This window comes from Streptomyces sp. NPDC015171, from assembly GCF_043079545.1.
Taxonomy (GTDB): Bacteria; Actinomycetota; Actinomycetes; order Streptomycetales; family Streptomycetaceae; genus Streptomyces.
The window spans coordinates 348,225-361,667 of sequence record NZ_JBIBUO010000005.1; the positions used below are offsets into that span (position 1 = coordinate 348,225).

Consider the following 13,443-nt stretch of genomic DNA (forward strand, 5'->3'; position numbering starts at 1 on the left):
CATTGTGTCCAATTCTTTCCCTCGATCGAGGGACTTGACAGCGAGTCGCCAAGACCTCGCACGCATCGGTTCAGCACAGCGTCACCGCCAGGCGTGCGGTGGCGCTCGCGCCGACCAGCCGTGCCGCCGTGGTCCGCGGCACCGACAGCACGACCAGCGCGCCCCCCTCGGCAGCCCCGTCCAGCGGCTCCGGGACCTTCGTCACCCGCACACCGCGCGCGAGCACCCGTGCGCCGCCGCCGGCCGACGGGTCCTCGGCCGCGATGACGTCGACACGGTCACCGGGCCGCAGGAGCCGCACCGTGGCGGCGTCGGCGATACGCACCGGTGCCGTCACCCTGTGCACCGCCGCGGGCCGTCGTACGGGTTCCGCGATCCGGTGCCCACGGCCGTGCCCCGGGCCGTGCGGTTCCGTCCCGGTCCGGGGCCCCGCGGCCACGAGCGCCGCCGCCGTGACCGCGAGGCCGGCCGCGACGGCCCGCCTGCGGTGCCGTGAGAGCCGGTGCAGTCGATACCGCCCGCCGCGCACCCGCACGGGATCGAACGCGGGCACCTCGCAGGTCGGGGGCGCGTCCGTGCCCAGCGGGCGCGGACGCCGGAGGGGAGGAGGGAACGCGGGCCGGGGGAGGGGGGAGGGTGAGGAGGGCGTCGGGGTCGACGAGGACGAAGGCATGGGAATCACCGCCTGCGACGAGGAATTCGGCTTGCGATGCCACGATGACGTCTCGCGCCGGATCCCGCCGGGGCCGGTGGACGACGGACGGCTTGTGGATAACTCGCCCACCCGAACGAGGAGTTCCGCCCACCTCTCCCGCTCGGCTCCCGCCGCGCTGCCGCACCCCCACGCTCCCGTACTACGGCGGTCCCGAACTACGGCAGTCCCGTATCACGGCACTCCCGCTCGGCTCCCGCCGCGCTACCGCACTACGGCAGCTCGAAGCCCGGGTCCATCCCGCCGAGCGCGTTCACGCACAGGCAGTCCCGCGCCCCGGTCTCCGGCAGCGCCGCCACCGCGTCGAACAGCACGCCCCGCAGCCGGTCCACATTGGCCGCGAACACCCGCAGCACCTCTTCGTGGGAGACGCCCTCCCCGGTTTCGGCGCCCGCGTCGAGATCGGTGACCAGGGTCAGGGAGGTGTAGCAGAGCTCCAGCTCCCGGGCGAGGGCCGCCTCGGGGTGGCCCGTCATGCCCACCACCGACCAGCCCTGCGCCTGGTGCCACAGCGATTCGGCGCGCGTCGAGAAGCGGGGCCCCTCGACCACGGCCAGCGTGCCGCCGTCCACCGGCTCCCAGTCCCGTCCGCGGGCCGCCTTCAGCGCGGCGGCCCGCCCGGTGGGGCAGTAGGGGTCGGCCATGGACACGTGCACGACGTTCGGCACGGTGCCGTCGGGCAGCGGCAGCCCGTCGAAGTATGTCTGCGTCCTGGACTTCGTACGGTCCGCGAACTGGTCCGGCACGAGCAGTGTGCCCGGGCCGTACTCGGGGCGCAGCCCGCCCACCGCGCACGGGCCGAGCACCTGCCGGACTCCGACCGAGCGCAGGGCCCACAGGTTGGCGCGGTAGTTGATGCGGTGCGGCGGCAGATGATGGCCACGGCCGTGCCGGGGCAGGAAAGCGACCCGACGGCCGGCGATCTCGCCGAGGAAGAGGGAGTCGCTGGGCGCCCCGTAGGGGGTGTCCACCTGGACCTCGGTCACGTCGTCGAGGAAGGAGTAGAAACCCGAGCCGCCGATTACGCCGATCTCTGCGTTCGCCATGACCAGCACCCTAGCGGGCCGCGAAAGCGCGGGACGAGGGGGCGCCGGAGAACGCCGAGGACCCCGCCGTCGTACGACGGCAGGGTCCGGGTGAGAGGTCTCAGGCGGCGGAGGTGCTGGCGGAGCTCGCCGAGGACGAGGACGCCGACGAGGACGTCTTCGAGTCGGCGGACGAGCCGGACGACGAACTCGTCGACGAGCCGGCCGACGACGAGCCGGACGGCTTCGACGCCGGGGAGCTGCTCGACGAGGAGCCGCGGGAGTCGTTGCGGTAGAACCCCGAGCCCTTGAAAACGATGCCGACCGCGGAGAACACCTTCTTCAGGCGGCCCTTGCAGTTGGGGCACTCGGTCAGAGCGTCGTCGGTGAACTTCTGCACCGCCTCGAGGCCCTCGCCGCATTCGGTGCACTGGTACTGGTAGGTCGGCACTGTCTTCCTCCTGGCACTCTCACTCAATGAGTGCTAACGACGATCCATAGTGACGTATTCCCGGGGATCAGTCCACCGTCACCGGGACGCGGTGACCGACGCCACGCGCGACCGTGCGGTTCCGCTGGGGCGGGAGCAGCCGCGAACGCAGGGCCACCAGGGTGGCCAGCGCGAGCACGGTGCCGGCCATGGGCACCAGGAATCCGGCGCCGCCCCACAGCCGGTCCTCCAGCTGGCCCGCGATCGTGACGGCGGCGGCCTGGCCGAGCGCGACCGCGCCGGTGAGCCAGGTGAACGCCTCGGTGCGGGCGCCGGCCGGGACCAGGCCCTCGACCAGCGTGTAGCCCGTGATCAGCGCCGGCGCGATGCACATGCCGACCAGCAGGCCGAGCGCGGCCAGCAGCAGAACCGAGTGGGCCGTCCACAGGGCGGACGCCGCGAGCGCGAGGGCCGTGTAGCCGGCCACCAGGCGCCTGTGCGGAGCCACCTTCCAGACGATCGCGCCGCAGACGATGCCGGACAGCATGTTTCCGGCGGCGAAGGTGCCGTACAGGACGCCGTTCAGACCGGGCTCGCCGATCGACTCCGTGAAGGCCGCCAGCGACACCTGCATGCCGCCGAAGACCGAACCGATGCCAAGGAAGGTCACGATCAGCACCCGCACGCCCGGGATGCGCAGGGCGGACGCGTGCTCCACGCGCGCGTGGCCGCTCCCGGCGGTCACCGGCGGCTGGGTGCCCTTCTGCGCGGCGAACAGCAGACCGCCGACGAGGGTCAGCGCGGCCTCCGTGACCAGGCCGGCCGCCGGGGTCACGGTGGTGCACAGAGCGGTCGCGAGCAGCGGGCCGAAGACGAAGGTCAGCTCGTCCGTGACCGACTCGAACGCCGCCGCCGTGGTCATCAGGGGCGAGCCCTGCAGCTTCACACCCCAGCGGGCCCGCACCATCGGGCCGACCTGCGGCACCGAGGCGCCGGTCGGGACGGCCGCGAGGAACAGCGCCCACAGCGGGGCGTGCGCCAGGGCGAGCGCCGTCAGCGACAGGCTGGCGACCGTGTGCAGCAGCACGCCGGGAACCAGCACGGCGCGCTGGCCGTGGCGGTCGGCGAGGCGGCCGCTGTAGGGCGCGAACAGCGCCATGGAGACACCGGTGGCGGCGGCGACGGCGCCCGCTGCGCCGTAGGAGCCCGTGGTGTGCTGGACGAGCAGCACGATGGAGAGGGTGAGCATCGCGAACGGCTGGCGTGCCGCGAAGCCGGGGAGCAGGAACGTCCAGGCGCCGCGGGTGCGCAGCAGCTGTCCGTATCCGGGGCGGGACGTCGCCGGCGGGTTCTCCGCCGACTCGGTGGTGACCGTGGGCGCCACGGCCCATGCCTTTCTTCCACCTGGTAGCGCGCCCGTGCGGGGCGCCGAGAGCTGTCCTCTTGCGCAGAACTGCGGTAGATACCGGGGTCGCTACACAGGACTTTCCGGCCGCCATACGGTCGCGCCAGCTCTGCATCAGGCAGAGTTGGTTCGATCAGGGTGCCTTCATACTACAGGGGGCGAAACCTTGTGCACCTGTGAAAAGGAGCACCGCGGGGCCTGTTCGCCTGTGATTGGCGAGGGTGCGAACAGTGCGAAATGCCGCCGTACCGCGCGTGTTCCCCGCTCACGCGCGCGGTGCCGCCCCGGGCGCCCGTCCGCCGGGGCCCGCGCCGCCGGCGCTCACCGCCCGGCGCCCGCCCCGTCGGTGCCCAGCCAGCCCGCCAGCTTGCCGCCGTGGGCGACCGCGCGCAGCCGCCGCTCCGCCGCGTCACGGACCGGGTCGGTGGCCACGACGAGCAGTTCGTCGCCTCGCCGCAGCACGGTCGTGGGCCCCGGGACGAACGACTTCCCCTCGCGCACGACCAGGGTGACGGCCGCACCCGGCGGCAGCCGCAGCTCGCCGACCTCGACGCCGTGCATCCGCGACCCCTCGGGGATGGTGACGGACAGCAGGTGTCCGCGCAGCCGCTCCAGGGGCGCCGACTCGATGCCGAGGTCGGAGGCCTCTCCCTGCTCGCCGAGCCGCAGGACGCGCGCGAGCCAGGGCAGGGTCGGCCCCTGGATCAGGGTGTAGACGACGACCAGGACGAAGACGATGTTGAAGATGCGGCGGCTCGCGTCGACGCCGTTCACCATCGGGATGGTCGCCAGGATGATGGGCACGGCGCCGCGCAGCCCCGCCCACGACATCAGGGCCTGCTCCCGCCACGGCACCCGGAACGGCGCCAGGCTGAGCACCACGCTCAGCGGCCGGGCCACCATGGTCAGCACCAGCCCGATGACCAGGGCCGGCCAGACGTCGTCGCCCAGCTCGTGCGGGGTGACCAGCAGGCCGAGCACGACGAACATGCCGATCTGGGCGATCCAGCCGAGCCCCTCGGCGAAGCCGCGGGTGGCGGGCCAGTGGGGAAGTCTCGCGTTGCCCAGGACCATGGAGGCCAGGTAGACGGCGAGGAAGCCGCTGCCGTGCCCCAGGGCGCCGGCGGCGTACGCGGTGACGGCGATCGCCAGGACGGCGATCGGGTAGAGGCCGGACGCCGGCAGGGCCACGTGCCTGAGCCCCCAGGAGCCGAACCAGCCGACCGCGAGCCCCATGGCCGCGCCGATGGCCAGCTCCAGGGCTATCTCGCCGAGCAGGACGTACCAGTGGTCCACCGGGCCTGCCGTGGAGAAGGCGACGACCAGGATGACCACCGGGGCGTCGTTGAAGCCGGACTCCGCCTCCAGCGTGCCGGTCACGCGCGCGGGGAGGGGAATTCTGCGCAGCACCGAGAAGACCGCCGCCGCGTCCGTCGACGAGACCACCGCCCCGATGATGAGCGCCTGCCGCCATTCCAGCCCGACCAGGTAGTGCGCGCCCGCCGCGGTCACCCCCACGCTGACCGCGACGCCCGCGGTCGCCAGCACGGAGGCGGAGGAGAGGACCGGCCTGACCTCCTTCCACTTCGTGCCGAGGCCGCCCTCGGCGAGGATCACGACCAGGGCCGCGTATCCCATGACCTGGGTCACTTCGGCGCTGTTGAAGTGGATGTTCCCGATGCCGTCCTGGCCCATGAGGACGCCGATCCCCAGGTAGACGAGCAGGCTAGGGAGCCCGCTGCGTGAGGAGATCCGGACGGCCGCGACGGCGACGAGCAGGACGAGGGAGCAGACGAGCAGGAGCTGGTTGAGGTGGTGGACGGTCAGCGGGCGCCTCCTCTGTAAGAACTCCGGTTACTTCGTTACCTTACCTAACTCTTGACGCTTTCTTGACGTTCGGCGAGGCAAGATCGAACGCTCGTGCGTGCTGGTTCCCGACTCCGCGTCAAGCGGCACAGGACCCTGCGCCTATGGTTGCTCCAGCGCTCATTCAAAGTCACAGCCCGACCTGCCGCTCGCGTTAGGACAGCAAGGACAGCGATGCCCCCCAACACCACCGCCACATCGGGTGACAAGCCTGGCAAGTCCGGCAGGAAGAAGGGGCGCAAAGCCCGTCTGGTCGTGCTCGTACTGGTTCTGGCCATCATCGGAGGCGTTGCCTACGGGGCGTACTGGTCGATCAGCACCGTCCGCGCCTCCTTCCCGCAGACCACCGGTTCGATCAAGCTCGACGGCCTCTCCGGGCCGGTCGACGTCAAGCGGGACGGCAACGGCATCCCGCAGATCTACGCCTCCTCGGACGAGGACCTGTTCATGGCGCAGGGCTTCGTCCAGGCGCAGGACCGGTTCTACGAGATGGACGTGCGCCGGCACATGACCTCCGGGCGCCTGTCCGAGATGTTCGGCAAGGGCCAGGTCAAGAACGACGAGTTCCTGCGCACCCTCGGCTGGGACCGGATCGCGCAGCGGGAGTACGCCGAGAAGCTGTCTCCCGCCACGAAGAAGTACCTCCAGGCCTACGCCAAGGGGGTCAACGCCTATCTCCAGGGCAAGGACGGCAAGGACATCTCCCTGGAGTACGCCGCCCTGGGCTTCACCAACGACTACAAGCCCGAGAAGTGGACGCCGGCCGACTCCGTCGCCTGGCTGAAGGCGATGGCCTGGGACCTGCGCGGCAACATGCAGGACGAGATCGACCGCGCCCTGATGACCAGCCGCCTCGGCCCGCAGCAGATCCAGGACCTGTACCCGGCGTACCCGGCCGACCGCAACAAGCCGATCGTCCAGGAAGGCCAGTACGACGAGCTGACCAAGGCCTTCGGGCAGGGCGGCTCCTCCGGCTCCTCGCAGGGCACTACCGGCACGACGGGCACGACCGGCTCCTCCGGCTCCTCGCAGGGCACTACCGGCACGACGGGCACGACAGGCTCCTCCGGCTCCTCTCAGGGCACGACGGGCACGACCGGCTCCTCCGCGTCGGCCGGCTCGGGTTCGGCCCTCACGGGCCAGCTGGGGGGCCTCTACCGCGTCCTGGACGGTCTGCCCACCGCCGTCGGAGTGAACGGCCAGGGCATCGGCTCCAACTCGTGGGTGGTCGCCGGGAAGAACACCATCACCGGCAAGCCCCTGCTCGCCAACGACCCGCACCTGTCGCCGTCCCTGCCCTCCGTCTGGTACCAGATGGGCCTGCACTGCCGGACCGTCTCCGGCAAGTGCCAGTACGACGTCAGCGGTTACACGTTTGCCGGCATGCCCGGTGTGATCATCGGCCACAACGGCAAGATCGCCTGGGGCATGACCAACTCCGGGGTCGACGTCACCGACCTCTACCTGGAGAAGGTCAGCGCGAACGGCTACCTGTACGACGGCAAGGTCCGGCCCTTCAAGACCCGCGAGGAGACCATCAAGGTCGCCGGCGGCGAGTCCAAGTCGATCGTCGTCCGCCAGACCCAGGACGGCATGCCCCTGCTGTCCGACCGTGACGACGAACTCGTCCAGGTCGGCAAGAAGGCCACCGTGAACTCCGCGGCGCCCGACCGGGGCGACGGCTACGGCATCGCCCTGCGGTGGACCGCGCTCGACCCGGGCACCTCCATGGACGCCGTGTTCGCCCTCGACAAGGCGGCCGACTGGAGCGACTTCCGCGCGGCGGCTGCCCTGTTCGACGTGCCCTCGCAGAACCTCGTCTACGCCAGCACGGACAACCACATCGGCTACACGCTGCCCGGCAAGATCCCCACGCGCTCCGCCAAGGACGACGGGTCCGTGCCGGTGCCGGGCTGGGAGTCGAAGTACCGCTGGACGGGCTTCATCAAGCCGGACGAGCTGCCCTCCGAGTACGACCCCGCGCGCGGCTACATCGTCACCGCCAACCAGGAGGTGGTCGACCAGGACAAGTACCCGTACACACTGACCGCCGACTGGGGCTACGGCACCCGCAGCCAGCGCATCACCGACCTGATCGAGTCCAAGATCAAGGGCGGCGGCAAGGTCTCCACCGACGACATGCGGCAGATGCAACTGGACAACAGCAGCGAGATCGCCAAGCTCCTGGTGCCCAAGCTGCTGAAGATCAACCTCGACGACCCGGACGTCCGCCAGGCGCAGAAGCTCCTGGAGGGCTGGGACTACACGCAGGAGGCGGACTCCGCCGCCGCCGCGTACTTCAACGCCGTCTGGCGCAACATCCTCAAGCTCGCCTTCGGCAACAAGCTCCCCAAGGAGCTGCGCGTCAAGGGGCAGTGCCTGTGGGTCGACAAGATCGACAGCACCGGCCCGGTGGACGACGACACCAAGGTGCGCGAGTGCGGCCAGCGCGACCCCGAGCAGGCCCAGCCGGACGGCGGCGACCGCTGGTTCGAGGTCGTGCGCACCCTGATGGACAAGCCGGACAGCGACTGGTGGAAGACCCCCAAGTCCGGCACCCGGCCGGCCGCCGAGAACCGCGACCAGCTCTTCCGCCGCGCCATGATCGACGCCCGCTGGGAGCTGACCGCCAAGCTCGGCAAGGACATCGACACCTGGAGCTGGGGCCGGCTGCACCGGCTGTTCCTCAAGAACCAGACGCTCGGCACCGAGGGCCCCAAGGCCGTCCAGTACATCCTGAACCGCGGCCCCTGGAAGCTCAGCGGCGGCGAGGCCACGGTGAACGCGAGCGGCTGGAACGCCGCCGGCGGCTACAACGTGCTCTGGGTGCCGTCCATGCGGATGGTCGTCAACCTCGCCGACCTCGACAAGTCCAAGTGGATCAACCTGACCGGCGCCTCCGGGCACGCCTTCAGCGCCCACTACACCGACCAGACCGGCAAGTGGGCCAAGGGCGAGTTGCTGCCCTGGTCGTTCACGGGCAAGGCGGTCGACAAGAGCACGAGCGACACCCTCGTCCTCAAGCCGTGATCCGCTGACGGCACATGCCGAAACGGCCCTCCACGCGTGCGTGGAGGGCCGTTTCGGCTGCGGGCCCGGGCCGACGGGCGGCCGGGCATTCGGTCAGGGGTGCGCGAAGCGGCGCACGCCCGAGGGCGTCACCACCGCGTGCACCGGCCTGTCGTGCGGCTCCGCCGGGACGTGCGCGACGACCTCCGTGTCGTAGAGCAGCACGACGAGCCGGGGGCGGGCGCCCGCGCGCTCCAGACGGGCCAGCACGCGGTCGTACGAGCCTCCGCCGCGCCCCAGGCGCATCCCGTGCGCGTCCACCGCGAGTCCGGGCAGCAGCACGACGTCCGCCGCCGTCACGGCGTCCGGGCCGAGACGCGTGCCGGAGGGCTCGAAAAGCGTCATCTTCCCGCTGTGCCGCGTCAGCACCAGGGAGTCCGGGCCGGCGTACTCGCCCCAGTCCAGATCGTTGTCGGGCAGCAGCGCGGGGAGCAGGACGCGCACCCCTCGCGCGCGCAGGGCGTCCAGCAGCGCGAGCGTGTCGGGCTCGGTCCCGACGGAGACGTACGCCGCCACCGTGCGCCCGCCGGCCAGCTCGGGCAGTTCCAGGGCGCGTTCCGCCAGCGCGCGGCCCGCCTCGCGGACGTCATCCGCCGTCAACCTGTTCCTCACCGAGAGGAAGCCTCGCCGCAATGTGCGCTTGTCAGGGTCACCCCTGGGTCCGACGTGTTCCACCGGTCGTCCTCGCACCCTTCTTAATGCATGTCATATGAGCGTCAAGCAGCCGGAGCCACAGAATCCCCGCAAAGGCACCGGATATGGTTGCGGGCATGACTCAGTCCCACCCCACGATCAGCAAGGCTGTCATTCCCGCAGCCGGCCTCGGCACCCGGTTCCTGCCGGCGACCAAAGCCACTCCCAAGGAGATGTTGCCGGTCGTCGACAAGCCGGCGATCCAGTACGTGGTCGAGGAGGCCGTGTCGGCGGGGCTCGACGACGTCCTCATGATCACCGGACGCAACAAGCGCCCTCTCGAGGACCACTTCGACCGCAACTACGAGCTGGAGTCCGCTCTTCAGAAGAAGGGCGACGCGGGCCGGCTCGCGAAGGTGCAGGAGTCCAGCGACCTGGCCACCATGCACTACGTGCGCCAGGGCGACCCCAGAGGTCTCGGCCACGCCGTGCTCTGCGCCGCCCCGCACGTCGGTCACGAGCCCTTCGCCGTCCTGCTCGGCGACGACCTGATCGACCCGCGGGACCCGCTGCTCCAGCGCATGATCGAGGTCCGGGAGCAGCACGGCGGCAGCGTGATCGCGCTCATGGAGGTCGCGCCCGAGCAGATCCACCTCTACGGCTGCGCGGCCGTGGAGGCCACCGCCGACGGCGACGTCGTGAAGGTGACCGGACTGGTGGAGAAGCCGGACCCGGTGGACGCCCCGTCGAACTACGCCGTCATCGGCCGCTATGTCCTCGACCCGCACATCTTCGACATACTGCGCAAGACCGAGCCGGGCCGCGGCGGCGAGATCCAGCTGACCGACGCCCTCCAGCAGCTCGCGCAGGACGAGAAGGTCGGCGGCCCCGTGCACGGCGTCGTCTTCAAGGGCCGCCGCTATGACACCGGAGACCGTGGCGACTATCTGCGTGCCATTGTCAGACTCGCGTGCGAACGTGAAGATCTGGGACCGGACTTCCGGACCTGGCTTCGCAGTTACGTAGCCGAGGAGATGCAGCAATCTTGAGCAGCGCCGCGACCCGCCCCGCAGGCCCGGACGACCTGTGGTCGGTGGACGAGCATCTTGAGGACATCCTCCAGACCGTCCGCCCCCTCGAACCCATCGAGCTGCAACTGCTCGACGCCCAGGGCTGCGTCCTGGTCGACGACGTCACGGTGCCGGTGTCCCTGCCGCCGTTCGACAACAGCTCCATGGACGGGTACGCGGTACGGGTCGCGGACGTGGCCGGCGCCAGCGAGGAATTCCCGGCGGCCCTTGAGGTCGTCGGGGACGTCGCGGCGGGCGCGGCCGATCCGGTGCGGGTCGGCCCCGGACAGGCCGCGCGGATCATGACCGGTGCGCCGCTGCCGCCCGGCGCCGAGGCCGTCGTCCCCGTCGAGTGGACCGACGGAGGGCTCGGCGAGGGCCCGGTCAGCGGTATGCGGGCGCGCAGCCTGGCTCCCGAGGGCGCCGAAGGGCATGTGCAGGTGTACCGCCCGGCCGAGGCACGCGCGCACGTGCGGGCCAAGGGCAGCGACGTGCGGGCCGGCGACCTGGCCCTGGAGGCGGGGACGGTGCTCGGGCCCCCGCAGCTCGCGCTGCTCGCCGCGATCGGCCGCGGCACGGTCCGGGTGCGCCCGCGCCCGCGCGTGGTCGTCCTGTCCACCGGCAGCGAACTCGTCCAGCCCGGCGAGGAGCTGGCCGCCGGCCAGATCTACGACTCCAACAGCTTCGCCCTGACCGCCGCCGCGCGGGACGCGGGTGCCATCGCCTACCGGGTGGGCGCCGTCGCCGACGACGTGGAGACCCTCCGCTCCACCATCGAGGACCAGCTGATCCGCGCGGACCTGCTGGTGACCACGGGCGGGGTGAGCGTCGGCGCGTACGACGTCGTCAAGGAGGCGCTCGCGCACGTCGGCGACGAGGACGAGGCGGGCAGCGGTGTCGAGTTCCGCAAGCTCGCCATGCAGCCCGGCAAGCCCCAGGGCTTCGGTGCCATCGGTCCCGACCACACACCGCTGCTGGCCCTGCCCGGCAACCCGGTGTCGTCGTACGTCTCCTTCGAACTGTTCGTCCGCCCCGCCATCCGCGCCCTGCTGGGCGTCACGGACCTGCACCGGCCCCGCGCGCGGGCCGTCCTGAAGGCGGACGCGGCGCTCAGCTCGCCCAAGGGGCGCCGCCAGTTCCTGCGCGGCGCCTACACCGACGGCGAGGTGACGCCGGTGGGCGGCGCGGGTTCCCACCTGATCGCCGCACTCGCGCAGGCCGACGCGCTGATCGTCGTCCCCGAGGACACCGAGTCCGTCGAGCCCGGCAGCGAGATCGAGGTCGTGCTCCTCGGCTGACGGCGCCCGCGCGCGTGCCCGTCCGCTGGATGATCCTCGTCCGCTGCGCCTGCCCGCTTGGCGGTACCGTGTCGCGCACAGCAGGCCCGCACTCCGCACCGCGCCGGGCCCGGACCGGGAGCGCCACACACCATGAGTACGCAGGAACGGCTGACCCACATCGACGAGGCGGGCGCGGCCCGCATGGTCGACGTATCCGGAAAGGACGCGACCGCGCGCACCGCCCGTGCCAGCGGCCGGGTCCTCGTGTCACCCCGCGTGGTCGAGCTGCTGCGCGGTGAGGGGGTGCCCAAGGGCGACGCCCTGGCCACCGCGCGCATCGCCGGGATCATGGGCGCCAAACGCACCCCGGATCTGATCCCGCTGTGCCACCCGTTGTCGGTGTCCGGTGTGAAACTGGATCTGTCGGTAGCGGACGACGCCGTGGAGATCCTGGCCACCGTGAAGACGACGGACCGCACGGGCGTCGAGATGGAGGCCCTCACCGCGGTGACGGTCGCCGCGCTCACCGTGATCGACATGGTCAAGGCGGTCGACAAGGGAGCGGTCATCACGGACGTACGGGTGGAGGAGAAGACGGGCGGCAAGTCGGGCGACTGGAGTCGGTCATGACGTCGGACGGCATCCTCGGGGGCGCTCTGACGGCGCCGTACGCCGCGCTGGTCGTCACCGCCTCCAACCGGGCCGCCGCCGGTGTCTACGAGGACAGGGGCGGCCCGCTGATCGTCAAGGGCCTGGAGGGCCTCGGGTTCGCCGTGGACGGGCCGTGGGTGGTGCCGGACGGTGACCCGGTGGAGGCGGCGCTGCGGACGGCGGTGGAGGCGGCGTACGACGTCGTCGTGACCACCGGCGGCACCGGTGTCTCGCCCACGGACCGCACCCCCGAGGCGACCCGCGCGGTGATCGACCACGAGGTGCCGGGCATCGCCGAGGCGATCCGGGCGTACGGGCGGGAGAAGGTGCCGACCGCCGCGCTGTCCCGGGGCCTCGCGGGGGTGGGCGGGGGCACGCTGATCGTGAACCTGCCCGGGTCGACCGGCGGGGTGCGGGACGGCCTCGCCGTGCTGGAGCCCCTGCTGATCCACGCCGTCGACCAGATCCGCGGCGGTGACCACCCCAGACCCGGCAGTGGGGGTGCGAGCTGAACAGCCCTTCCTGGCCCGTCGTGCTGGCGGACGGCGATGTCGTCCTCCGGCCGATAAAGCTGCGCGACCAGCGGGCCTGGCGCGAGGTGAACCGGCGCAACCGCGACTGGCTGCGCCCCTGGGAGGCGACGATCCCGCCGCCCACGCCGAGCGGCCCGATCGCGCACCGGCCGACCTACCGGCAGATGGTCCGGCATCTGCGGTCCGAGGCGGGCGCGGGCCGGATGCTGCCCTTCGTCATCGAGTACCAGGGACGGCTGGTCGGGCAGTTGACGGTCGCCGGGATCACCTGGGGATCGATGTGCTCGGGACATGTCGGCTACTGGGTGGACGAGTCCGTGGCCGGACGCGGCGTGATGCCGACGGCCGTCGCGCTCGTGGTGGACCACTGTTTCCGCACCGTCGGCCTGCACCGCATCGAGGTCTGCATTCGCCCCGAGAACCGGCCCAGCCGCCGGGTCGTGGAGAAACTCGGATTCCGCGAGGAGGGGCTCCGGCCGCGTTATCTGCACATCGACGGCGCCTGGCGGGACCACCTCGTCTACGCGCTCACGGCGGAAGAGGTGCCCGACGGGCTGCTCGCGCGGTGGCGGCGGGCACATCCCCGGGGGGACCAGCGCGCCGAGCGGCCGGCCGGCCCCGGGGGCGCGTCGGGGGCACCGGAGGCGGGGCGGAATCCGCGGAACGCGCCGGGGAATCCCGCCGAGCGTCCCTGAATTGAATACATGTTCGAAATTGATCGGCCGCTGACCGTCTCCGGGCACTGAAATTCGCGACCGGAGTGCTCCCG

Annotated in this window: 12 protein-coding genes; 6 read left to right on the top strand and 6 right to left on the bottom strand. The window is 71.6% G+C overall.

From position 1 onward, the window contains the following. Positions 1-70 precede the first annotated feature (70 nt). From ACF073_RS16835 to ACF073_RS16855, 5 genes are all read right to left on the bottom strand, one after another. On the bottom strand, positions 71-673 hold the full coding sequence (locus ACF073_RS16835; RefSeq protein ID WP_392070585.1) for a hypothetical protein: 603 nt from the start codon (positions 671-673) through the stop codon (positions 71-73). A 251-nt stretch (positions 674-924) separates the two neighbouring features. Next, positions 925-1,758 carry an S-methyl-5'-thioadenosine phosphorylase gene (locus tag ACF073_RS16840; protein ID WP_392070586.1) on the bottom strand — a complete coding sequence of 278 codons (834 nt, stop codon included), beginning with the start codon at positions 1,756-1,758 and terminating at the stop codon, positions 925-927. A gap of 100 nt (positions 1,759-1,858) precedes the next feature. Then, positions 1,859-2,188, bottom strand: a complete 330-nt coding sequence (locus ACF073_RS16845) for an FmdB family zinc ribbon protein (RefSeq protein ID WP_392070588.1) — start codon at positions 2,186-2,188, stop codon at positions 1,859-1,861. Between the two features lie 67 nt (positions 2,189-2,255). Continuing rightward, entirely contained in the window at positions 2,256-3,551 is a 1,296-nt protein-coding gene (locus ACF073_RS16850; protein WP_392070590.1) for an MFS transporter, read from the bottom strand. A 342-nt stretch (positions 3,552-3,893) separates the two neighbouring features. Then, on the bottom strand, positions 3,894-5,399 hold the full coding sequence (locus ACF073_RS16855; RefSeq protein ID WP_392070976.1) for a potassium/proton antiporter: 1,506 nt from the start codon (positions 5,397-5,399) through the stop codon (positions 3,894-3,896). Positions 5,400-5,612: 213 nt separating this feature from the next. Here ACF073_RS16855 and ACF073_RS16860 point away from each other — a divergent pair, with 213 nt between their 5' ends. Continuing rightward, positions 5,613-8,468 carry a penicillin acylase family protein gene (locus tag ACF073_RS16860; RefSeq protein WP_392070591.1) on the top strand — a complete coding sequence of 952 codons (2,856 nt, stop codon included), beginning with the start codon at positions 5,613-5,615 and terminating at the stop codon, positions 8,466-8,468. A 93-nt stretch (positions 8,469-8,561) separates the two neighbouring features. Here the strand turns inward: ACF073_RS16860 and ACF073_RS16865 are convergent, their stop codons facing one another. Continuing rightward, positions 8,562-9,107, bottom strand: coding sequence for a 5-formyltetrahydrofolate cyclo-ligase (locus ACF073_RS16865; RefSeq protein WP_392070592.1), 546 nt, complete (start codon positions 9,105-9,107; stop codon positions 8,562-8,564). Positions 9,108-9,277: 170 nt separating this feature from the next. Here ACF073_RS16865 and galU point away from each other — a divergent pair, with 170 nt between their 5' ends. From galU to ACF073_RS16890, 5 genes are all read left to right on the top strand, one after another. Next, positions 9,278-10,189, top strand: a complete 912-nt coding sequence (gene galU, locus ACF073_RS16870) for a UTP--glucose-1-phosphate uridylyltransferase GalU (RefSeq protein WP_392070594.1) — start codon at positions 9,278-9,280, stop codon at positions 10,187-10,189. Beyond that, entirely contained in the window at positions 10,186-11,508 is a 1,323-nt protein-coding gene (glp, locus tag ACF073_RS16875) for a gephyrin-like molybdotransferase Glp (protein WP_392070595.1), read from the top strand. Before galU ends, glp begins: the two co-directional genes overlap by 4 nt. A gap of 132 nt (positions 11,509-11,640) precedes the next feature. Continuing rightward, a complete protein-coding gene (gene moaC, locus ACF073_RS16880; RefSeq protein WP_392070597.1) occupies positions 11,641-12,120 on the top strand; it encodes a cyclic pyranopterin monophosphate synthase MoaC in 480 nt (159 codons plus the stop codon). Then, on the top strand, positions 12,117-12,653 hold the full coding sequence (locus tag ACF073_RS16885) for a molybdenum cofactor biosynthesis protein B (protein ID WP_392070598.1): 537 nt from the start codon (positions 12,117-12,119) through the stop codon (positions 12,651-12,653). The genes moaC and ACF073_RS16885 overlap by 4 nt, the downstream gene beginning before the upstream one ends. Before the next feature lie 20 nt (positions 12,654-12,673). Further along, positions 12,674-13,369: a GNAT family N-acetyltransferase gene (locus tag ACF073_RS16890; RefSeq protein ID WP_392070600.1), complete on the top strand. Its 696-nt coding sequence runs from the start codon at positions 12,674-12,676 to the stop codon at positions 13,367-13,369. The last annotated feature ends 74 nt before the right edge of the window (positions 13,370-13,443 follow it).

Excerpts from the sequence above, each read along its gene's own strand:
- ACF073_RS16835 (WP_392070585.1), bottom strand. The coding sequence starts at position 673 with ATGCCTTCGTCCTCGTCGACCCCGACGCCCTCCTCACCCTCCCCCCTC.
- ACF073_RS16840 (WP_392070586.1), bottom strand. The coding sequence starts at position 1,758 with ATGGCGAACGCAGAGATCGGCGTAATCGGCGGCTCGGGTTTCTACTCC.
- ACF073_RS16860 (WP_392070591.1), top strand. The coding sequence starts at position 5,613 with ATGCCCCCCAACACCACCGCCACATCGGGTGACAAGCCTGGCAAGTCC.
- galU (WP_392070594.1), top strand. The coding sequence starts at position 9,278 with ATGACTCAGTCCCACCCCACGATCAGCAAGGCTGTCATTCCCGCAGCC.
- moaC (WP_392070597.1), top strand. The coding sequence starts at position 11,641 with ATGAGTACGCAGGAACGGCTGACCCACATCGACGAGGCGGGCGCGGCC.
- ACF073_RS16885 (WP_392070598.1), top strand. The coding sequence starts at position 12,117 with ATGACGTCGGACGGCATCCTCGGGGGCGCTCTGACGGCGCCGTACGCC.